Consider the following 23,384-nt stretch of genomic DNA (forward strand, 5'->3'; position numbering starts at 1 on the left):
CCTTTTCAACAATTAAATTAAAAGTAATATTGCTATGCAAAGTAATCTATTAATCCATCCCGTGTTTTTTTAGCTAAAGGAGCTGCTTGAACTTCATCCTCAATGTTCACGGCTGTTACTTCCTCAGAACCATGATTATTTTCAGAAAATTGGCGGGAACCATCATCAGAACCGACATAAACATCTGATAAATTTAATCCTTGTTCAGCCATCATCTCTCTTAATCTAGGTAAAGCCTGATCTACAATATCACATACATGACTATTATGACTGTGTATACTAACTGAAGCTGAATCTTTTACGACTTTGATGCTAATTTCTAGAGGGCCTAAATCTTCCGGATGTATTTTGATTAAAGCGCTTTTGATTCCTTGATGCCCTAACCAAACGATGTTTTCAGAAAATTTTTCTACCCATTGAGAATCACTAATGTCAATTGGAATGTCAAGAGATTTAGTTTCTGCATTGTCAATTAAAGGCTGATTTTCATTAGCAAAATCTATCTCTGGCTGCGCAATATTTTGCGCATTTGTCAGAGTTAAGTTTTCTATTTTTTGCTCTTGTTTAATCTCTGGCTTAATCGAAAAGGGATTGGAACGAAGCTCTGCCTGTAACAGGTTAGATGAATCATCCGTTGAATTAATAAATAATTTATCTCTGGAAGAATCAGCAGCTTGCTCGTTGCTAACCGGCTCATGATTAAGGGGCATTTCTTTTTTTAATACTAGCTCAGTTAACTCCTCACTTCCCTCGATAAACTCCTCTACCTCAGGCGAAAAATCCTGAGCTAAAGTGTCTAATGCCTCCATTGATTCCGTTAAAGAAATAAAAGAAATAGGTGATGGTGGTTGAAAGTTTTCAGAATTGATCCAGGCTATAGCCACGTTATTTTCTAAGGCACCTAAAGGTAATTGTTCGAGTTCTGTATTCAATTTGATTGCATTTGAATTATCGGGTAAAAGCGGCATCTCATCTGAATGAAATTTAAAACCAGTAGACTGTTTATCCTCATGAGTTGTCGTGATATCCACATTAATTATCGGCTTGTCTTGTTCAGCTCTTCGGGCTTCTTCTTTAACATCGTCTGTTCCGATTACTTTATTTTCTTGAGTTTGGGTATTTAAGTTAAGAGCATTTGATTCTGAAATACATTCGTTAGGTTTAGTCTCATTTTTTTCTGGATTATTTGCCAATATGTCTGCAAAAAGCAAAACAAAAGAAGAGGGATCAACCGAGTTATCTTGATCATTGTTAAATTCTACAGAGGGCTCTGAGTCAGAAAGCTCTTGGGTCGTTACGGATGATTCTAAAAACGAATTAGAATTAAAAATAAAATGGGTCAAATCAAGCATATCAATACTCCTTGTAAGTTGATTTCCCTTAAGCAATAACCATACCAATCTTTAAGATTGTTAAAAAATATTTCTTCAGCGTAAAGCTGAACTTAAAGTCTATGGCGCTTTTAAAACTAATGCTAGCCTTTGCGCCCACAAAATTAATATGGGAATAAAATTATGCCGAGTTTGTTATTTTCTTCTACAGTAACGAAGCCATCGATAGAGCAAAGAATAAAACAAGCTAAAGACTTATTGAAAAGCATTGAGCCAACAAGGACAAAACATTTTCTTTTATTGTTACAGCAACGTATCAATGATTTTGAAGGCGAATTATTGAGTAATGAAATTAGCTCCTCTGAAAAAGAATCAATACTAGAACAATATGATCGATTTGCTCAGACCATACTCCGCTGTTTACAATATCCATCAATCGCCATGTACTTTATCAGTCAGTATCATAAAAATTTTTATTATCCTGTAGGAGTCACAGACGCCAATAAACCTAGTGAACTAGACTATGATTTAGCAATAGCGTCAATGAGTCTGGGTATTAGTTTACTAATAAGTTCTATTATGGTGTTTATTTGCACTCCCGCCATCGGAGCAATAATGCTTGCAGTAGGTGTTATCTTATTATTTCCCAGTTGCTATTCACTACTGACTCCTAACTCACCCGACACTATAAAAAAGATAGAGGAAGAAAAAGTATTGTTTCAAATAGGCGCACAAATAATAAAACCTGACCTAGTCGTTGAAGAAGCAGATATAGATGATATTTTTGTAGAACCTAGTTTAGTATGTTGTCCTTAATTTTCCCCTCCTTAATTCACTAAGAACTCATGATAATTTGCTAAATATAAGCTATGATTATGTTTTTGGATTTTGGAGTACTTTTATGAAAGTAGGTCATGACAGTTTATCAACCAAACGTCAATTAAATGTTGATGGTAAAACCTATAACTATTACAGCTTGAAAGAAGCTGAACAGAAAAATTTTAAAGGAATCAGCCGGCTTCCCTATTCGTTAAAGGTGCTTTTTGAAAATTTACTTCGTTTTGAAGACGGTACCACGGTTACAACAACAGATATCAAAGCGATTGCTGATTGGTTACAAGCTAAAACCTCTCAACATGAAATTGCGTTTAGACCCGCTCGAGTGTTGATGCAAGACTTTACTGGCGTTCCCGCTGTTGTCGATCTAGCCGCTATGCGTACCGCTATAGTAAAGATGGGAGGTAAGCCCGATAAAATTTCTCCCTTATCTCCAGTTGATTTAGTAATAGACCACTCAGTAATGGTTGATAAGTTTGGAACTAAAGACGCTCTTGAAATAAACACTGAAATTGAAATGGAGCGTAATAATGAGCGTTATGAATTCTTACGTTGGGGACAAAAAGCATTCTCTAACTTTCAGGTAGTTCCTCCGGGTACAGGAATATGTCACCAAGTTAACTTGGAATACTTAGCTAAAACAATCTGGAGCAGTGAGGATGAAGGCCATTTATATGCTTATCCTGATACCTTAGTAGGTACAGACTCTCACACCACGATGGTTAATGGCCTAGGTGTGCTAGGCTGGGGGGTTGGTGGGATCGAGGCCGAAGCTGCCATGTTAGGGCAGCCTGTTTCCATGTTAATTCCAGAAGTCATAGGCTTTAAATTAACAGGAAAATTAAAAGAAGGCATTACAGCAACCGACTTGGTACTAACAGTCACTCAAATGCTTAGAAAAAAAGGCGTTGTTGGTAAGTTTGTTGAGTTTTATGGCCCAGGATTAAGTGACTTACCTCTTGCTGATAGAGCAACTATTTCCAATATGGCCCCAGAATATGGTGCTACCTGTGGATTTTTCCCTATAGATAAAGAAACTATTCGCTATCTTGAATTAACAGGTCGTGACCAACATACCATAGCATTAGTTGAAACTTATGCAAAAGAACAAGGTATGTGGTATGACAAAGAAAATGAAGATCCTATTTTTACTGACACCTTACAACTGGATTTAAGTACTGTAGAACCCTCTCTTGCAGGCCCTAAAAGACCACAAGATAAAGTTAATTTAAGTTCCTTGCCTGTTGAATTTAATGCTTTTCTAACAGAAACAGGGAAAGATTCAGAAAAAAACAATGAATTTGAAGTAAAAAATCAAAACTTTAAAATGAAACACGGCAATGTCGTTATCGCCGCAATTACCAGTTGCACCAACACTTCGAACCCAAGTGTTTTAATGGCTGCAGGGTTAATTGCTAAAAAAGCGATTGAAAAAGGGTTACAACGCAAACCTTGGGTTAAATCTTCTTTAGCTCCTGGTTCAAAAGTAGTAACTGATTATTTAAAACATGCTGGTTTACAAACTTATTTGGATCAATTGGGATTCAACCTCGTAGGTTATGGTTGTACTACTTGTATCGGTAACTCAGGCCCTCTGCCTGATGCCATTGCTCATAGCATTGCAGATAATGATTTAGTTGTCTCTGCGGTTCTTTCTGGTAACCGTAATTTTGAAGGACGCGTACATCCGCAAGTTAGAGCGAACTGGCTTGCTTCTCCACCTTTAGTAGTTGCTTATGCATTAAGCGGAACAACATGTATGGATCTAAGCAAAGATCCATTAGGTAAAGACAATAAAGGAAATGACGTTTATCTAAAAGATATTTGGCCTTCTAATGCCGAAGTTGCAGCAGAAGTCGCTAAGGTAACCGGCGGCATGTTCCGCAAAGAATACGCTGACGTATTCAAAGGCGATGCTCATTGGCAAGCAATTAAAACTAGTACTGGAAAAACTTACGAATGGAATGCGGATTCAACTTACATTCAGCATCCCCCATTCTTTGATAATCTAAAAGCAGAGCCTGCTCCAATTAAATCCATAAAGGATGCTTATATATTAGCCCTGTTTGGTGACTCAATTACCACTGATCATATTTCTCCTGCTGGATCAATTAAGGCAAGCTCCCCTGCGGGCTTATATTTAAAATCCAAAGGAGTCAGTGAGAAAGATTTTAACTCTTACGGTTCACGTCGCGGTAATCATGAAATCATGATGCGCGGTACTTTTGCTAATATTCGTATCCGCAATGAAATGACTCCTGGACAAGAGGGTGGTATCACTCGCTATATCCCTACTGGCGAAATTATGCCAATTTATGATGCCTCCATGCTTTATCAAGAGAAAAAGCAAGAATTAGTAGTCATTGCGGGTAAAGAGTATGGCACTGGCTCATCAAGGGATTGGGCGGCAAAAGGTACTAACTTACTAGGAGTCAAGGCAGTTATTACTGAAAGCTTTGAACGCATTCACCGTTCCAACCTAATTGGAATGGGAGTTTTACCTTTACAATTCTGTAATGGCATGACTCGTAAGACTTTATCATTGGAAGGTAATGAGCGAATTAGCATTGATCTTTCAGACGCTCTAACTCCTGGCGCAATGATTGCAGTTACCATAGAAAGAGCTAATGGAAAGAAAGAGGAAATTAAGGTTCTATGCCGCATCGATACTGCTGATGAATTGGAATACTATAAAAATGGCGGTATTTTGCAATACGTCTTACGTAATTTGTGTGCATAACATAGATAATGCTCTAATTCGTTGGGTCTTTGGCTTAATAGCGCCGCTTTAAGCTTCTGTAGCTTGGATTAGCGCAGCATAATCTGGGATTTCAATGCACTGAGCTAGAACATTCCCGTATTACACTGCGCTAATACGGGCTACGATGTTCCCTTCTTCTCCTTAAACACTGCGGCGCAGAACCGCAGTGTTATCTTTTATGATTGAGGTACGCAGCAAGATGGAGCGCTAAACGTAAACATTATTTTGTCTAGTCTCCGAAGGAAACAACAACCAAATTATTGTTTTTTTTAAACTAGGATGATACAGTCTTCCGTTACTCAATTATAACGAACCCAAGTAAATACACCTTGTTATCTATATCAATTTTAATATCTTATATATTCAGTATTGATACTAATAATGCGTTCCGTATTTCTTTCAACTTCCTTCATTTTTCCCATTAAGGAACAATTATGAATCATTCAAAAAAAGTTCTGAGCGTTTTTTCTTTGGTAATGATTAACATAATTGCGGTAGATAGCCTACGTACATTACCTATTAGCGCCAAACTAGGCCTACCATTAATAACTTATTATATTGTTGCGGCCATTACTTTTTTTATCCCGGTAGCGCTCGTTGCAGCAGAGTTAGCCACTGCTTATCCTAATACAGGTGGTATCTATGTTTGGGTTAGAGAAGCATTCGGCAAACGCGCTGGATTTATTACCATATGGTTACAATGGATATATAACGTCGTATGGTATCCGACTATATTAGCTTTTATAGCAGCGACGCTTGCCTATTTAATTGCCCCTGACGTCGCATCCAAGTTATCTAATAACAAATTTTATCTATTAGGGACTACTCTTAGCTTATTCTGGCTGTTCACTTTATTGAATTGCTTTGGAATGAAGGTCTCAAGCATAGTCAGTATCATTGGAGCCTCAATTGGTACTGTCTTGCCTATGCTCATTATTATTTTCTTAGGAGCCATTTGGTGTTTTCAAGGTAAACCAATGGCTGTCGATTACCCTAGTTCCTGGTTACCGGATTTTAGTTCTGTTGGCAATTTATCACTATTTGCAGTGGTATTATTTGGCTTAATTGGCGTTGAAATGTCGGCAGTACATGCTGAAGAAGTGAAAAATCCCCAGAGGGATTATCCTAAGGCTCTGCTCTATTCGACACTGGTCATTATTTCTACTCTTTCTTTAGGTTCTTTAGCTATCGTTTTTGTTGTTCCTAATGAAAGTTTGAGTGTAGTGTCTGGGCTTATTGATGCCTATGCCATATTTTTTAATTCTTATCATTTGCCGTGGATGACTCAAGTCATTGCTGTATTAATTATACTTGGCGGCCTAAGTGGGGTTTCTGCTTGGATTATAGGCCCCACTAAGGGTTTGTTAGTATCCGCCCGAGATGGCTCTTTACCAGCCCGATTTGCTCGTGTGAATCAATATGGGGCTCCAGTAACAATTCTTATTACTCAAGCCATTATCTTTTCTATTTTAAGCTCTATTTTTATTTTGCAAGACTCAATCAATGCCGCTTATTGGTTACTCAGCGATTTGAGCGCACAAATGGCTTTACTGGTTTATGTCATCATGTTTGCCGCAGCAATAAAATTAAGATACAGCAAACCTGATCATCCTCGCGGATATATTATCCCAGGAGGCAACATAGTAATGTGGATCGTTTCAGGAACAGGTATTGTTTGTTGTCTAATAGCAATGATTATTGGCTTTGTGCCTCCATCACAAATTCCTGTAGGCAATGTTTTTTTCTTTGAGGCATTTTTGATAGGCGGCTTAATTCTTTTTGTGCTCATTCCTTGGCTCTTTGCAAAGAAGCATTAAGTTTGTTTCTTTTGCAATCGCATTGAATGTGAATGATAAAATAAATGTAGACGCTGTATTTAAAGACAGCGTCTACATAGATTATTGAGATCAATCCGCTAGTCTTGCACCCCTCCCCGAATCAGGTCCGGTACTAGAGCCGTCAAGCCAGGTAAGTTCTCTCTCCCCAACCCTTGTGTTATCCAGAGCGAAGCGAAAATGCATTGTGCTACATTCAGAAGATCTTTCGTCGCAAGCTCCTCTGGATGACTGCAGCAACTGTATTGATCTGAAGTATCCCCATTGATCTGACGTATCCCCACAAATTTTGATTAAAGATCGAATTACCGTGGCTTGACCACGGTATCTACAAGAGGGGTAATTGAAGAAATAAAGGTGATTTAATAATGCAACCTGTGGATACCGTGGTCAAGCCACGGTAATTCGAGAGAAGTTATAATTCGGTGGGGATACCTCAGATCTTGATGGAGAGGACAATATTTAGATAGCACGAAAGAAACGCTCCCTCGCCCGCGTGAGATATTTTGATTAAAACCAAATAATCAAAGGAGAGATAGCCTTAGAAAGATATTACGCTCTTAGCTTGGCGGCTGTGGGCCTTGTAGGCCCAACCTAAAGAAAGCCACCAAGAAATAATTTATTGCTCCAACTAAATTTCTTCAGGCAAAGACATTAAACTGGCATTACCACCCGCTGCGGTCGTATCTACGGTATAAGTACGCTCATGGCATAAGCGAACCAAATAATTAGGGCCGCCGGCTTTAGGTCCTGTGCCAGATAGCCCTTCTCCACCAAAAGGCTGTAAACCAACTACCGCGCCAATCATATTGCGATTAACATAGCAATTTCCAGCATGGACCCGTGTTCTAATATACTCTACGGTCTCGTTAATCCGGCTATGAATTCCTAAAGTTAATCCATACCCAGTCTGATTAATTTGTTCTATAACCTTATCAAGACCTTTTCTTTTAAATTGAATTACGTGGAGTACCGGACCAAATACTTCTTTCTCCAAAGAAGCAATACTGTCTATAGCTATTGCTGTTGGTGGCATGAAATAACCTGAAGCAACTTCTTCACCAACCTGACACTGATAAAGTATTTCATGGCGCTTTTTCATGTTATCTACATGTGCTTCCAATACAGATAATGCTTCTTGATCGATCACCGGACCAATATCGGTGGTCAACCAACGCGGGTCACCAATAACCAGCTCAGCCATAGCACCTTTGAGCAGTTCTACTGTTCTTGGATAAACCTCTTCTTGTACAAATAACACTCTAAGAGCCGAGCATCGTTGTCCTGCACTACCAAAAGCAGAGTTAACCGCATCGACTACTACTTGCTCCAATAATGCGGAAGAATCCACAATCATCGCATTTTGACCACCTGTCTCGGCAATTAAGGGAATAATCTCTCCACCACGAGAAGCCAAAGTACTGTTGATATGATTTGCTGTATCAGTAGACCCAGTAAACAATACCGCTTTGATTCTTTTATCAGCAACTAGGGCTGCACCGATGACCTCACCTGCGCCAGGAAGCAATTGAATCGCGCCAACGGGGATACCTGCTTGGTGCATTAATTTCACCGCATAAGCCGCTATAAGTGGGGTTTGTTCTGCTGGTTTTGCTATCACGCAGTTACCAGTAACTAAGCCAGCAGCTACTTGTCCCGTAAAAATAGCTAAAGGAAAATTCCATGGGCTAATACATAATATAGTACCTCGAGGATGCAAACTTAGTTCGTTTAATTCCCCTGTATACCCAGTGAATCGAGTAGGATTGCCCATCAATTGTTGCGCCATGGTGGCATAATAGCGGCAAAAGTCGATGGCTTCTCGCACTTCTGCAATACCATCATTCCAAGTTTTACCTGCTTCTAGACAAGCCAAAGCCATCAACTCTGCCATATTAGCCTGTAACAAATCGGCAAAACGGTTAAGGCATGCAGCACGCTCTTCTACTGCAGTTTGACTCCATTGAGCGAAAGCTGACTCTGCTTGCGCTAACGCTTTTTCAACATCATCTAAAGTGGCATTTTGTAATGAGCCCACAACCATGCTGGGTTGCTGTGGTGATGTGACAGAATGTGTCGAATTAAAAACAGAATTACCTGCAACTATGGGCCCTGATTTCCATTGATTTAAATTAATTTTTTCTAATTCTTGTTGCAATAACGCCCTGTCATATCGATTACTAAAATCAAATCCTTTAGAGTTTTTTCTTGCGGGTAAAAATAATGCATCAGGCAAGGGAATATTTTTATTCATACTATTAAATAAAGATCGCGCTTTTGTTACCGGATCTTCAACCAAATCACTAATAGGTGCATTGTCATCGACTATACGATTAACAAATGATGAATTTGCCCCGTTTTCCAACAAACGTCTTACCAAATAAGGTAACAAATCTTCATGACTACCAACAGGAGCATAAATTCGACATGGAATGCCATGACATTCTTTAGGTACAATTTGTTCATACAACTCATTCCCCATGCCATGCAAACATTGGAATTCAAAATCTTTATACTCGCCAACTATATTAAGAATCATTGCGACTGAATACGCATTATGGGTTGCAAATTGCGGATATATCGCATCAGTCATTGTCAAGATTTTTTTTGCACAAGCCTGAAAGGAAACATCAGTAAACACTTTGCGTGTAAATACCGGATATTCTGCCAAACCTTGCATTTGTGTTTTTTTGATTTCGCTATCCCAATAGGCTCCTTTAATCAACCGAACCATCATTCTTCGTCGTTTTTTCCTAGCTAAAGCAGCGACCCAATCCAAAACATAAAATGCTCTTTTTTGATAAGACTGCACGGCTAAACCAAAACCATTCCACCCTTCTAAACTGTCATCGCTAAATACTTTCTCAATAAGATCTAGTGATAAATCAAGGCGTTCGGACTCTTCAGCATCGATAGTTAAAGCAATACCATAATCTTTAGCTAAACGAGCTAAAGCTAATAGTCTAGGAGGTAATTCAACCATGACACGGTCGTATTGGCTTTCATTGTAACGTGGATGTAACGCGGATAATTTTATAGAAATTCCTGCACGCTTATATACATCAGAGTTTTTATCTGCTTTTTGACCAATAGATTCAATAGCTGCTTTATAAGCGTCAAAATATCGATCTGCATCTTTTGCAGTTAAAGCAGCCTCACCTAACATATCATAAGAATATCTATATCCTGTGGCTTCTTTCTTTTTAGCCCGAGCGATAGCTTCGTGGATGGTACGCCCCATAACAAACTGTTTGCTCATGATACGCATGGCTTTGTCTACAGCAGTTCGCACTACAGCCTCACTACTCCTGCTCACTAACTTCATCAAAGACTTGGTCAAGGTATTCTCCGCCTTCTCTGGAGTTAGTACTTTACCAGTTAACATCAATGCCCAAGTGGTAGCATTAACAAAAAAAGATTCACTTTGTCCTTTATGAGATTTCCAATCCCCTCCGGCCAATTTATCTTTAATCAGGTTATCTATAGTGGCATTATCAGGAACTCGTAATAAAGCCTCAGCCAAACACATTAAGGCAATCCCTTCATCACTTGATAAAGCGTATTCAGTTAAAAACGAATCAATGCCAGTGCTTTTTTTGCGCCCAGTGCGTACAGCCTCAACTAACTTCGTAGCACTACTTCTAACATTAGCCATCTGCTGCTGTCCAAGTTCTGCTTTTTCACACAAGTCAGTAATCAACGAAAGCTCATCTCCACGATAAGCTTGGTTAATAGCAGATCGTAAACCTTCTGGTAAATTGATGGACTGCTTTTCCAGCATAGTATTCTCCGAAGTCTAAAAAATAACAGCAAAAGATCATAATGTAGAACCATGTTAAAAGAAATGCATCAGCTGAATTTTTGGTGCATTATATGACTGATATTGTCTGCGAATTAATGCAATATCCGGCTTTATAAGACAAAAAATACGAACTAATTTAACCCCATTAGATCTAATTTTATACTAAATGGTCATGTTTTTTCCATGCAAACAGACAGATAATTATTCTATTGGGTAAATTTATGTACAATAGCATTTTTGGTACAAAAAGTAACATTATGAATTGATTAATATTTTTTCCTGATGGGCAAGGATAGTCCTTATTATTTTACAATTAAATTTTTTGTCAATATAATCACCAACGTTTCGATGACCAATAACGGTGAATTAAACAAGAAGAAAGGAGCAGTATGAATACCCTATTTACTCTAATCTCAACCGTCATATTGACTAGTAACATTACATCAAGTACTCCTAGTTTTGCTAAATCGACCGGGCCAGATATCAACACTCAAGTACAACATTTGAGTCGCAAAGCCCCTCAGTTAAATAAAAATGTACTGAAATTAGCGTTGACCGCTTATAAGAATGCAAGCAAAAGAGACGATGTTAAAAAACCAGTTTTAACTGTAATTGATTATTCTTTACCCTCTAACAAACAACGTATGTGGGTATTTGATCTTCGTAATGAGCGCTTATTATTTAATACTTATGTTGCTCATGGTAGAAACTCTGGAGTTAATAAGGCAAGTCATTTTTCTAATATAGAGTCCAGTAAGCAATCTAGTTTAGGAACTTATGTTACTAAAGATACCTATATAGGCCATAAAGGTTATTCTTTAAATCTAAAAGGTTTGGATAAAGGATTTAATACTAATGCTTACAACAGACGGGTTGTGATACATGGTGCTTGGTATGTAGAGCCTAATTTTATCAAAAGAGCTGGCCGTGCTGGCTTGTCTTGGGGCTGTCCTGCTATAGCTCAAACTCTGGCTAAGCCTATTATTAATACCATTAAAAATGGTTCTGTAATTTTTGCTTATTTCCCAGATAAAAAGCTTTTATCTCATTCAGGCTATCTAGTAGCATAAAATAAAAAGCCAGGGCGTACCCTGGCTTCTTCGCAGTCATCCGTATAAGAACATCCCGTTCTTACTTATCATCCTTGACAAATCAGATCCTTCTGATTACAAATCCCTTTGCTTGACTTATATCCATACAAGCCGTACTTAAAATCTAGCAATTCAAAACGAGAAGTGCAAGGCAATATATCTAGCTTAGATGCCCCCTTAGAAATAACGAAAAAATAAAAAGTTATTATAAAACAATTAGATAAAATTATTTATAGGCAAAAAAAGTTAAAAAAACACCATAGTCTTGCTATGAATTGAGAAATTTCTTACAAGGAATAGAGCAACAAATTACTATTTTAGTCATCAGTGAACCACATTAGATAGAAATCAGAAGATTATTATCCCTACCAGGATGAATACGCTGTTCCCATGGGATTAAAAAAGTAAAGCAAATTAAGCTACACTTATTTTAAAATGAGTCATAATTCAGTATCAATGATGTGACTTAGTGACAATCGAAGCGACTCATGGAGGAATAAATGAAACAATTTGATAAAATTCTATTTGTAAGCAATGGAATAAGCGATGAAATTGAGGCACTACAACACGCTCTAAGATTGGCTTCGAATAATAAAACCACGTTAGATATACTGATAACATGCCCTCCTTTTAACCATGGACTTGAAGGATATCAAAGTTCTTATGAAACTTTTCTTACAGAAAAAATGCATCAATCAATTGAGACAGCTAAGACAATTTTAAAACAAAAACATGAGGTCGTAGTTCAAATAGATGTTGAATGGGGAAGTACACCAGATATTCGCATTATTCAACAAGTACTTCGTCATTCCTATGATCTGGTCATCAAAGCAGCAGAGAATACTGAAGAAACAAAGGGCTTTAAAGCATTAGATATGTCTCTATTGCGTAAATGCCCTTGCGCTTTATATCTCCATCGCCCATTTGTTTCCACTAAACCTATTCATATAGCAGTAGCCATAGATCCTAAAGATAATGAAGACGGTAGGCATGATCTTGCTCTTAGACTTTTGCAATTATCACATGAGCTCGCTTTACATTATCATGGGGATTTAAGCATTATTTCTTGTTGGGATTTCCCTCTAGAAAAGTTCCTGCGTCAAAGTGTCTTTGTTGATATTCCTAAAAATGAATTAGATGATTTGGTGATGCAGGAAAGTAATGCTCATTATGCATTACTCCATGGATTAATTCATGAAGCAAATATAAAAGCAGAACCTCAAATATATCATCAAAAAGGAGAAGCTACTGAGCTGATTCCTTTCATTATTAATGAACAAAAAATAGATATTCTTGTGATGGGAACCGTTGCGCGTACAGGAATATCAGGCTTTATCATTGGAAATACAGCTGAGAATATTCTACAAAAAATTAATTGTTCTCTTGTAGCATTGAAACCACAAGGCTATGTATCACCAGTTAAAGCTTACTAGTGAGGGAGTAGCCTTGGTGTAGCACCAGCGTAATCATAAGGCTACAGGTACTCTCATTCATCCCGACTCCGTCTCTGGTGATTTTTCAGATAAGAATTTATTTGTAGAGCAGTTTGTTGTCGGCAGCACCGCACTATGCATGATGCGCTTCACCAAATAGTAATGTCGCTTCTAGGCATTCATCTTAAGAAATTCTTTGATATTTTTAACTGCTAATAGCCCTTTAGTTCTAAGTGCCTCCTGAGTATTAAACCCAATATGAGGTGTTGCAATAAGATTAGGGGCATCCCAAAGACTATAATCAGTTGGCAATGGTGGTTCTACATCAAACACATCTAAGGCTGCACCCGCAATCAGGCCTTGTTCCAATGCACATTGTAAATCCTCAGTAACTACTATAGGTCCTCTGGCACAATTAATTAGATAAGCAGATTTTTTCATTTGAGATAAACGTTTTAAATTAACCATTCCTCTGGTTTGATCAGCAAGAGGAACATGTAACGTTACAAAATCTGATTGAGAAAACACATCATCCAATGTCACTTGACCACTACGATCATAAATTAGAGTATTCATTTGGAATGCACTAGCAAGTCGTTTAACCTCAGCTCCTATTGCGCCAAAGCCGACAATACCTAATGTTTTATTCTTCAATTCAAGGCCCGTATTAGTCACGGCTCGGTGTCTAATGTTCTGATTATTACCAGGAATATCACGTGCCAAAGAAATCATAAACCCAAATACTAGCTCTGCTACTGCTGTATTGGCATAGCCAGCGGCATTTTTCACTAAAATGTGTCGCTGATTTACAGCCTCTCTATCAACATGATCAATTCCAGCAAAGGCAACAGCAATGAACTTCAATTCGGTTGCAGCATTAATCACTGCAGCAGATAAGGGCCTATTAGTAAGAGCAATAATATCAACATTTTTTACCTGTTTAATTAATTGCTCATCAGACCAACCACGACTATCACACTCAATAATGGTATTATTTGATAATTCAGCCTTAATTTCTTCACTGCTAATACCTATTGGTTCAATAATAGCTATTCTCATTTTTAGTCCTTTAATCTAATCCAATATAAACCGAACAGTACAATACAGAAAAATAGAGATAGAACTCTTCTAAGAAGATCACCTTACCTTTAATTGGCCACTTAATCATACTTTATTCAAGGCGATCTAATAAGTAACTGAAGCAAGGTTCTGAAAGTCAAAAATCTCTTTTCATGCTAGCTCATTATTATAAAAAGCACACTCTTATTGTAACATTTGGCCGCATCTTAATTATTAGACTTCGTTCCAAACTCGCGCAAGGAAACTCGGGGAGTGAAACCACAGTGAACACGAAAGTCACGCGAGGATTCGAGCACCGTATCGACAAAGCAATTTTCCGCTGCGGTAGAGTTTATCGCTCGATCATCATTATCCTGCTATCTCTGTTGTCACTATAAGAAATTTCTTACTTGAGTTTAGAGTAAAATCGCTAGAGGTTCTTTTTTAAGCTTTGCTATACTGATTTTAGAGTAAGGACAATGGATGTCTTAAAAGGACTTTTGTCTTGGTATCAAGGATGATACCCGCCACAAGGATGTGGATGTTTACTCAAGGCAATGGACTAAAGACTCATCTGGACCCAAGGGAAAGGATGAGCCGCCGCTTTATCACAACAGTAATACTTCAACCAAACCTCTGTTAACCAGTTCAATTTTTATATCACTCGGTCAAAAGAGAATTCATCCCCCTAACTCTAGGGTTTTAGCGAATAACCAGTGTCTATTCACAGAGTTATCCACAGAAAGTGGGGATAAGTTATGAGCTGCATAACAATAGGTAAAACACTACAAGGCCATATAGAGCAAGGTTTGTTACAAAAAAGAACTATGAATATAGAATAAGGTCTGTGCTAAAAAAAGAAGGATATCCACAGAAGGAATAGCAGTGAATAAAATCATGTAGCTCGTCATCATAACAAAAAAATAATAAAAAAACAGTCTTGACGAAACGGTTTTTTGTTTTCTAATTTACTTATCATAGAAAGGAATATCTCTACTCTTAGAGCAACAAAACACTAGAATAGAAAAATTTAAAAATTATCTTTACCTATTTGCTATAATCCTTTGGATAGATAGTGTAAAATCTGCAAAAATCATTTTTCATTGTGTCTAAGTAAAGTTAAGACAATTTGCCTCTTGATTATGCCATAAGATGTGGTAGTTTATTTACGAGAAAATGTTTCAGAGTATAACTATGAACCAACAAATTAATGCCGTTAAGAAAGATAAGCTTCAGATTATAGATTGGCTTATTGAACATTTCCCTGGTGCATTTTTTAAAAAAAGTAATCAAATAAAGCCACTTAAAATTGGAATATTTGATGATATCATCGATTTTTATGAACGCTTAGACTCACCTCCGTTTAGTAAAAAATCTCTTAGAGAAGCGTTAAGCTACTACAGTGCCTCCCCTGCTTATCTGAGCTGCCAAAAACCAGATGTTGCACGCGTAGACATCTATGGCAATGAGGTAGATGTGGTTACTCCTGAACAAGCAAAGTATGCCCATCAACGTTTCCAAGATCGTTATGCTAAAAAGAAAAATCCAGTGTAATTCTGACAGATGATAAGAGAGGCTGAGCCACAACTCCAGCCTGTATCTGTCATCGAGAGAGTAGAGAAAGATCGCCTGCAAAACGCATTGTGCCATAATCAGAAGATCCTTCGTTGCAAAATTCGTTTAGCAGCAAAGAAAGCATTTCCATGCCGTGCATGTCGAGCTCGCCATAGTGACTATTAGACGAATTACCAGCAAAAGCCGGTATCCATTTTTTAAACTGCATTGGCTCCCTTTACTTCAATGCTAGCAAATAATTAACCGATACATCAGAACTTAATGATGCCGCTCTCAGGATAGGATTATAATTCATACCTTTCATATCAATTAGATGCAAATTAAACGAACGGGCTATAGCAATTAATTCACTGGGTTTAATAAACTTCTGATAATCGTGTGTTTGTCTTGGTAAAAGATTTAAAATATATTCTGCGGCAATAACCACACTCGCATAAGCCTTCATTGTCCTATTAATGGTTGATAAAAATAATATGCCTTTGGGTTTGAGTAATCGCTTGCAGTGCTCTATAACCAACGCTGGATTTTGCACATGTTCCAGCATTTCCATGCATGTAATAACATTAAATTTTTTACTTTCAAGTTCTTCTATAGGAGAACATTGATAATCAATAGTCAGTTGATTTTCTCTCGCGTGTTCTTGAGCAACTTGAATTGCATCATGCTCCGCATCAATGCCAGTAACAATTGCCCCAGCCCTGGCCATGGCTTCACATAAAATGCCTCCACCACAACCTACGTCCAACACAGTGGCACCCTTTAAATTAATCTGACTAGAAATAAATTCAAGACGGGTATTATTTATATCGTGCAAGGTCTTTAAGGGGCCTTCAGTATCCCACCACTCTTGAGCATGCTGGGCAAACTTAGATACTTCCTGAGCATCAATAGTTGATTCAATATTTTTCATATGCAAGTAGATCCATGGGTTTAAAGAATGCGATAACGCGCTTGTTAGTAATGAAGCTTACATTATAAGGATGCTCAGCGACTAGCCCAACCTTCAATTTATTCAAAGGAACCTGTTTCGCAACGTTACCTAACAAGATTAACTGTATCGACGGCTTGATTAGCATCAGTTGATCAAAAAGACTACTCATAAAAGGTTTCCAACATCGGGCATGATATGGAACATTGCCTTTACTATAAACTAATGAAGCATTAAGTAATAAAATACCCTGCCCCATCATTTTTACAAAAAGTTGCTTTGCACTATGGATTAAAGTTGATTTATCGAGCCGCGCAATAGCAGGTTGTGTTACATCAGCTTGTAAATCTCCTCGCGCGACTAACAACATTTTAATAAAGTTTCGCAAAGAAGTCGCTTTATTAACCGCCGTACTCAATCCTTTCGGACTCCAGAGCTCACCTACTGCATTATCCCAAAAAGCATAACCGTTAGCAGATGCATTGCGCGGGTAAGGTGACTCACCTAAAAGAATATAGTGCGTCTGGGAAAGAGGCAAACTAAAGGCCGCCAATAAATAATGTAATCCAGGTAACCAATCCTTATCTTCTGACAATTTTTTAAGATAATTAGGTTGCATATGCTGTAAAGCAATCTTGATTAATGCAGTCCATTCAGGATGGCAAGCATTAATACTGTCTTCAAGAGTCACAACCTGAGCCTTAATTTTTGATAAAAAACCATATCTTATACTCTTTTGAACGAAAAACTCAAAATTACTTATCATTAACAAATCATAAAATGAATGAATAATTGCCATGTTGATGTATAATGACGCTTTTTGAAATATGGAATTAGTATGAGTCGATTTAAAGTAGTTTTATTGGGGGTTGAGCAAACAGGCAAAACAACAATGAGTCAAAAATTGCGTGGATTGCCAATCAGTAAAGAATATCGAACTACAATAGGTGTGGATTTTAATACAATAAAGGTTCCTAATCACAACGGAATAGATAATATCCACGTTGCTTTATGGGATACACCTAGCGACCATCGATATAAATCGATGAACACAGTCGCTTTATCTAATGTTGATTTGGGTATTTATTGCATTGATCTCTCCCAGGAAATAACTAAAGAAACCCTTATTAGCATTAAATCTGATATTAATGAACTACAAACAAGAAGCCCTAATGCCCAACTTATTTTAGTAGGAACCAAAAATGATATAACCCTACCCAATGCATTAGAAACTGTAAGCCAAAAATTGGCAGAGGTGCCTTTTAAGAAAATCATATCCACATCAAGCCATGTGAATGAAGGTTTAGACGACCTGTATGATTACCTTATTAGTTGGAGTCACAATAAATACATTCAGGAACAAATTAAATTTTATAAAGAAAAAAACCAAATCAACGGGATTCTGCATGCCAGAAATCTCTCTAATCCAAACTCAGAATTGTATCAAGCTTTAGATAATTTATATCATCAATCGAAAGACTTGGACGCCCCAAAAAGCAAGGCACTAGGAGATCTAACAACTCACCTGATGTTTAGTTTATTAGATATTCAAGTAGCAGATAAAATGGGAGCTATTAACTCCTTTGTTCAACAAAGTGACGAATTGCTGCATGGTCGACATAGTGGGATTTTAAACACTATTCTTGTAATTGCCACTAGTGCCGCAGTAACCGTCATTGCGGCATTAATAGGTTTTGGTATTGGTTTTGCCTTAGGATCTTGGTCTGGTCCTGGAGCATTTTTTACTGGGTTATTAGCAGGCTGCACCAGTGCTATAGCAGTAGCTGGAAGTAGTTCTGTACTTGGTTTAGCAACTTTATCTTATTCCGCATATCATTTTTTCAAACCATCTCCGACTGCAGAAGCAGTGAGTGACCTGGCTGAAAAAGCGAAAGCGAGTACTTTTGTTGCGCCTAACTAACATAATTCTGACGTTGGCATATCGGTATAAAAAATTGAAATATCTTTAGCTTTTGTAATGTAGGTTTGTGAGGTACCGTCACCTTTTATAATGAGAAATTCGCTCAATTAAAAAAGCTGACGCGCCCGCAGGCCTCTTGGCCCAGCATAACACTCGTGTTTTACTCTCTACTTCGTTGGAGCAGAAATCCAGCCTGTAATTATTCCTTAACATGACGACTATAGAACCTACGCCACCACCTACTATATCGAATAGTATTACTAATCACAGAATTACCATTAGAAAGTTCCTGCAAAAACAAAAAAAATCAGCCATAATAACTACTATCTGAATGCATCAATTTATAGGGAATAATAACCATGGACTATATTCAGCGCATAGATGAGCAAGGAAAACCTTATTTTGAGGTTAAAACAACTGATTTTGCACTCCTATCTAATCCTATTTTAAATAAAGGTTCAGGTTTTACTGAACAAGAGCGACTAGACTTTCATCTCCATGGATTACTCCCTCCCTATGAAAGCAGCATTGATGAACAACGTCACCGCTCTTATGAAGTATTTAAGGGTAAAGCGTCAGATCTGGAAAAATACATCTACATGCGTGATTTACAAGACTCCAATGAAACCTTGTTTTACAACTTAATAAGACAACATATCGTTGAGATAATGCCCATAGTTTATACTCCTGTTGTTGGAGCCGCATGTCAAAACTTCAGCCATATATACAGACGTCCTCGAGGTATTTTTATTGCTTATCCTAATCGCGATAAAATAGATACTATTTTATCCAACCCACGATTTGAACAAGTTAAAGTGATAGTAGTTTCTGATGGTGAGCGCATTCTTGGCTTAGGAGATCAGGGAGCCGGAGGCATGGGCATTCCTATTGGAAAATTAGCTTTGTATTGCGCTTGCGCCGGAATTCATCCAGCATCCACGTTACCTGTATTGCTTGATACAGGAACTAACAATGCGGAACTGCTCAAAGATCCGCTCTATATGGGCTGGAAACATGAACGCATACGTGACGCGCAATATGATGAATTTGTTGATAACTTTGTTCAAGCGCTTAAAAAAAGATTTCCTAACATACTATTACAATGGGAAGATTTCGCATTGCAAAATGCCACTCGACTCTTAGACAAATATAGAGGACAGTTGTGCACCTTTAATGACGATGTCCAAGGAACTGCTGCAATTGCAACAGGTACATTATTATCGGCGGTACAAGTCACAGGAATTGAATTACGCGATCAAAAAATTGTAATTGTTGGTGCAGGTACTGCAGGTTGCGGTATTGCAGAACTCATCGTTCATGCCATGATGGAAGACGGAGCATCCGAAGAAAAAGCTCGGTCACAAATCTATATGATTGATCGTAACGGCTTATTAATTGAAGGCATGACTGGCTTGCTCCCCTTCCAGGAGAAACTACTAAAAGACAAAGCGGCTATTGCTAACTGGAAATGTGAAAATGGCTCGATGATCAGCTTAAAAGATGTTATCAAAAACTTACATCCTAATGCATTACTTGGAGTATCTGCTCAACCAGGTCTTTTCACTGAGGAGCTTATTAGAGAAATGGCATCGCATGTCGATAAGCCAATCATTATGCCTTTATCCAACCCTATTTCTCGCAGTGAAGCAATTCCCGAGAGCTTAATGAAGTGGACTAATGATAGAGCAGTAATAGGAACAGGAAGCCCCTTTGGCAATATTATGAAACATGGGAAACCATTTAGGGTCGATCAAACTAATAATGTATATATTTTTCCTGGTATGGGCCTAGGTTTGATTGCAACCAAAGCCAAAATGGTCACCGACAAAATGTTTATGGCCGCAGCCCAAGCTCTTGCTAACTGCTCACCAGCTAAAAAAGATCCCCAAGCAAATCTACTCCCACCGCTGGAAACTGTGCGAGAAGTTTCCTATCAAGTCGCTCTTGCTGTAGCCAAAGAAGCAGTAAAAAGCAATCTGGCAGATCCCATGTCCGATGAGCAATTAGAGCGTTGTATTCATAGCCATATATGGGAACCCGTTTATGCTCCTTATCGCAGGGCACCGATTTTAAAAAAATGATTCCCTTCGTTTAATGGCATCAAGTTCAGAGGTAGGTAAGGCAATGAACCTACCCTGTTCACCGATGTAGATACTGTCTTTAAAAGCATTGATGCGGCAGCGTAATTAAAGCTTATTATAATCGTTTGCAGAATACGTCATCTCGAACGAAGTGAGAGCTCTCCAGTCATGAATTTGGAGCTCCCTCACTTCGTTTGAGATGACATTTTTTTCTGGTTTTTTTAGCGGTTACTAAAAAACCGCTGTCGTTGTGAACAAAGTGAAGCAATCCACTCCCGTATTATTCCCCAACTGAAAGAAATTACAAAACAATTAGTCTACCTAAATTTTTAATACGAAATAAGACTTGAAATACAAATTAATTTAGGACAAGATTTCGGCTATTGAGTCTAGTATTATTTCATTTGCAGAATCAATTAAGGAACAGATAAATGCAGTGAGGCTTATCAAATGCTTTTCTTCAATACCGCATTAATAAGGAATCTTATTTACAAGGAGCAGTACTATGTTAAACATATTTAGGCATAAAGAACATGACACTCATAAAGACGCTTTTAACGCGACTTATGACGCCCTTGAGCACATTAGGAAAAAATTAAAATCCTGCAAAAAATCGGATGATTATATCCCAATAGTTACAGACTATAAGAAAATCAATACAAAAACAGATTCTGTTTTACAATACACCCAAGAACATGAACATGCGCGAGCAAAACTAGCTACGTTACAAGGTAAAATTGCACATTTAATGATGACCCTGAATCAGAAATTTGGAATAAAACCAGAAGAAGACCAGGAATCAACTCACGAGTTAGTCGATGAACAGGAACAATCAGTCCAGGAAGAGAAATCCCAGACCGATGAAGAAAGCGCACAACATAAAAAGCATCACTCTCATAAAACTACTAGCATAGATGATTCTCATATAGAACCAACAACATCTACTAAGCATCATCACCGCTCTAAATCCCACGACTCTGAATCTAAGAAAACAATAACAGTACATCATCACCATCACAACTCTACGGAAAAAGATAAAGCAGCAATAATTGTAGAACCAATTGAAGAAAATGGAGTTACTTCTACAGCCCCCAAAGAGACTCCAAAAGTTGTAGAAACTCCTGTGGAGCAAACAGCCACATCGACTGAACCAAAAGAAGCTCCAGTAGTGGCAGAAACCCCTGTGCTACAAACAGCCACATCGACTGAACCAAAAGAAACTCCAGTAGTGACAGAAACCCCTGTGGAGCAAACAGCCACATCGACTGAACCAAAAGAAGCTCCAGTAGTGACAGAAACCCCTGTGCTACAAACAGCCACATCGACTGAACCAAAAGAAACTCCAGTAGTGACAGAAACCCCTGTGCTACAAACAGCCACATCGACTGAACCAAAAGAAACTCCTGTAGTGACAGAAACCCCTGTGGAGCAAACAGCCACATCGACTGAACCAAAAGAAGCTCCAGTAGTGACAGAAACCCCTGTGCTACAAACAGCCACATCGACTGAACCAAAAGAAGCTCCAGTAGTGACAGAAACCCCTGTGGTACAAACAGCCACATCGACTGAACCAAAAGAAGCTCCAGTAGTGACAGAAACCCCTGTGGTACAAACAGCCACATCGACTGAACCAAAAGAAGCCCCAGTAGTGACAGAAACCCCTGTGGTACAAACAGCCACATCGACTGAATCCAAAGAAACACCAGTAGTGGCAGAAACTCCTGTGGAACAGGTAGTCTCATCGACTGAACCCAAAGAAACACCAGTAGTGGCAGAAACTCCTGTGGAGCAGGTAGTCTCATCGACTGAACCCAAAGAAACACCAGTAGTGGCAGAAACTCCTGTGGATCAGGTAGTCTCATCGACTGAACCCAAAGAAACACCAGTAGTGGCAGAAACTCCTGTGGAGCAGGTAGTCTCATCGACTGAACCCAAAGAAACACCAATAATGGCAGAAACTCCTGTGGAGCAGGTAGTCTCATCGACTGAACCCAAAGAAACGCCTGTAGTGGCAGAAACTCCTGTGGATACCATTGTTTCTTCTTCAGAAGAAATTGATTCTGAAACAGAGATCTTAATACGTGGACCATCCTCTGAAGAAGAGCCTCAAAATCAAAAAGCTATTGAAGCTGCTATTCAAGAAAAAGCAAAGCGAGAACAGCAGCTGAATGAATATGCAAAGTGGCTGAAAAAGTTAGAGGGAAAGCGTGATGAATTACACACACGATATCCACAAGATTCTAGCGATGATGCAAGTAATGCCTATGGAGCGGCATGTCAATTAGTTAATATTCTCAATGGATATGCTGAGCAATATAAAAATCAGGATATTAATCTGAAACAATTTAAGGAAAACTCATCCAGAGTTATCCAAAATAAACGTCATGGCATACTCGGTGAACATAGAGGAGTTAAAGAAATATTAGTTAATCTTTTACTAGCCATTGGAACACTTGGAGTGGGTTATGCTATTGCAGCACTCTTTACTCAAAGTCTGACTCCAATAAAATGCAATACAGCTACAGTAAATCTACTTAATGATACGGAGCAAAAGCTGGATGAAGTAGAAAATAGCACTAGTATGAGTATCTAATCAGCCTTAAGTCTGACCGGAATTCCATGACCGTCAGGTTAATCGGGTCCGGTCTGGCACAGAGTACACAAAATAAAAAATTCAAAATAGCCTTGATGCAGCACAGCGTAATCAAGGTTTCCCTCTCAATCTGTCAA

At 38.3% G+C, this 23,384-nt stretch carries 15 protein-coding genes; 9 read left to right on the forward strand and 6 right to left on the reverse strand.

Going from position 1 to position 23,384, the window contains the following annotated elements; all coding sequences use genetic code 11:
• Positions 1-32 precede the first annotated feature (32 nt).
• The gene (locus LFA_RS07640; protein ID WP_045095667.1) at positions 33-1,352 is read right to left on the reverse strand and encodes a flagellar hook-length control protein FliK; all 1,320 of its coding nucleotides are present in this window, start codon (positions 1,350-1,352) and stop codon (positions 33-35) included.
• Between the two features lie 162 nt (positions 1,353-1,514).
• Between LFA_RS07640 and LFA_RS07645 the strand changes: the two genes are divergently transcribed.
• The 3 genes from LFA_RS07645 to LFA_RS07655 all read left to right on the forward strand — a co-directional run bounded on the left by LFA_RS07645 (position 1,515) and on the right by LFA_RS07655 (position 6,746).
• A complete protein-coding gene (locus LFA_RS07645; RefSeq protein WP_045095668.1) occupies positions 1,515-2,147 on the forward strand; it encodes a lpg1689 family Dot/Icm T4SS effector in 633 nt (210 codons plus the stop codon).
• 85 nt (positions 2,148-2,232) lie between these two features.
• A complete protein-coding gene (gene acnA, locus LFA_RS07650; RefSeq protein WP_045095669.1) occupies positions 2,233-4,908 on the forward strand; it encodes an aconitate hydratase AcnA in 2,676 nt (891 codons plus the stop codon).
• Between the two features lie 455 nt (positions 4,909-5,363).
• Entirely contained in the window at positions 5,364-6,746 is a 1,383-nt protein-coding gene (locus LFA_RS07655) for an amino acid permease (RefSeq protein ID WP_045095670.1), read from the forward strand.
• 649 nt (positions 6,747-7,395) lie between these two features.
• On the opposite strand, the gene putA is transcribed toward LFA_RS07655, so the two are convergent.
• Positions 7,396-10,545 (reverse strand): bifunctional proline dehydrogenase/L-glutamate gamma-semialdehyde dehydrogenase PutA, encoded by a 3,150-nt coding sequence (gene putA, locus LFA_RS07660; protein WP_045095671.1) that lies wholly within the window; start codon positions 10,543-10,545, stop codon positions 7,396-7,398.
• Between the two features lie 410 nt (positions 10,546-10,955).
• Between putA and LFA_RS07665 the strand changes: the two genes are divergently transcribed.
• Together LFA_RS07665 and LFA_RS07670 are read left to right on the forward strand one after the other, a co-directional pair.
• Positions 10,956-11,636 carry a murein L,D-transpeptidase catalytic domain family protein gene (locus tag LFA_RS07665; protein ID WP_045095672.1) on the forward strand — a complete coding sequence of 227 codons (681 nt, stop codon included), beginning with the start codon at positions 10,956-10,958 and terminating at the stop codon, positions 11,634-11,636.
• Between the two features lie 521 nt (positions 11,637-12,157).
• Positions 12,158-13,090 carry a universal stress protein gene (locus LFA_RS07670; RefSeq protein WP_045095673.1) on the forward strand — a complete coding sequence of 311 codons (933 nt, stop codon included), beginning with the start codon at positions 12,158-12,160 and terminating at the stop codon, positions 13,088-13,090.
• 171 nt (positions 13,091-13,261) lie between these two features.
• Here the strand turns inward: LFA_RS07670 and LFA_RS07675 are convergent, their stop codons facing one another.
• Positions 13,262-14,149: an NAD(P)-dependent oxidoreductase gene (locus LFA_RS07675; RefSeq protein ID WP_045095674.1), complete on the reverse strand. Its 888-nt coding sequence runs from the start codon at positions 14,147-14,149 to the stop codon at positions 13,262-13,264.
• Between the two features lie 1,194 nt (positions 14,150-15,343).
• Between LFA_RS07675 and LFA_RS07680 the strand changes: the two genes are divergently transcribed.
• On the forward strand, positions 15,344-15,703 hold the full coding sequence (locus LFA_RS07680) for a ProQ/FINO family protein (RefSeq protein ID WP_045095675.1): 360 nt from the start codon (positions 15,344-15,346) through the stop codon (positions 15,701-15,703).
• A 49-nt stretch (positions 15,704-15,752) separates the two neighbouring features.
• Here the strand turns inward: LFA_RS07680 and LFA_RS07685 are convergent, their stop codons facing one another.
• The 3 genes from LFA_RS07685 to LFA_RS07695 are packed head-to-tail and all read right to left on the reverse strand — an operon-like array spanning position 15,753 to position 17,418.
• The gene (locus tag LFA_RS07685) at positions 15,753-15,932 is read right to left on the reverse strand and encodes a hypothetical protein (RefSeq protein WP_045095676.1); all 180 of its coding nucleotides are present in this window, start codon (positions 15,930-15,932) and stop codon (positions 15,753-15,755) included.
• 9 nt (positions 15,933-15,941) lie between these two features.
• Complete coding sequence (ubiG, locus tag LFA_RS07690; protein WP_045095677.1) at positions 15,942-16,634, reverse strand: bifunctional 2-polyprenyl-6-hydroxyphenol methylase/3-demethylubiquinol 3-O-methyltransferase UbiG; 693 nt, start codon at positions 16,632-16,634, stop codon at positions 15,942-15,944.
• Positions 16,621-17,418 carry a uracil-DNA glycosylase family protein gene (locus LFA_RS07695; protein ID WP_045097480.1) on the reverse strand — a complete coding sequence of 266 codons (798 nt, stop codon included), beginning with the start codon at positions 17,416-17,418 and terminating at the stop codon, positions 16,621-16,623. The genes ubiG and LFA_RS07695 overlap by 14 nt, the downstream gene beginning before the upstream one ends.
• Positions 17,419-17,490: 72 nt before the next feature.
• Between LFA_RS07695 and LFA_RS18830 the strand changes: the two genes are divergently transcribed.
• The 3 genes from LFA_RS18830 (at position 17,491) to LFA_RS07710 (ending at position 23,247) form a co-directional block, all read left to right on the forward strand.
• Positions 17,491-18,573 (forward strand): Rab family GTPase, encoded by a 1,083-nt coding sequence (locus tag LFA_RS18830; RefSeq protein ID WP_052673891.1) that lies wholly within the window; start codon positions 17,491-17,493, stop codon positions 18,571-18,573.
• Between the two features lie 359 nt (positions 18,574-18,932).
• Positions 18,933-20,654 (forward strand): NAD-dependent malic enzyme, encoded by a 1,722-nt coding sequence (locus LFA_RS07705; protein WP_045095678.1) that lies wholly within the window; start codon positions 18,933-18,935, stop codon positions 20,652-20,654.
• 505 nt (positions 20,655-21,159) lie between these two features.
• Positions 21,160-23,247 (forward strand): ribonuclease E domain-containing protein, encoded by a 2,088-nt coding sequence (locus LFA_RS07710; protein WP_045095679.1) that lies wholly within the window; start codon positions 21,160-21,162, stop codon positions 23,245-23,247.
• Positions 23,248-23,384: the final 137 nt, after the last annotated feature.

This window comes from Legionella fallonii LLAP-10 (genome assembly GCF_000953135.1).
Classification (GTDB): domain Bacteria; phylum Pseudomonadota; class Gammaproteobacteria; order Legionellales; family Legionellaceae; genus Legionella; species Legionella fallonii.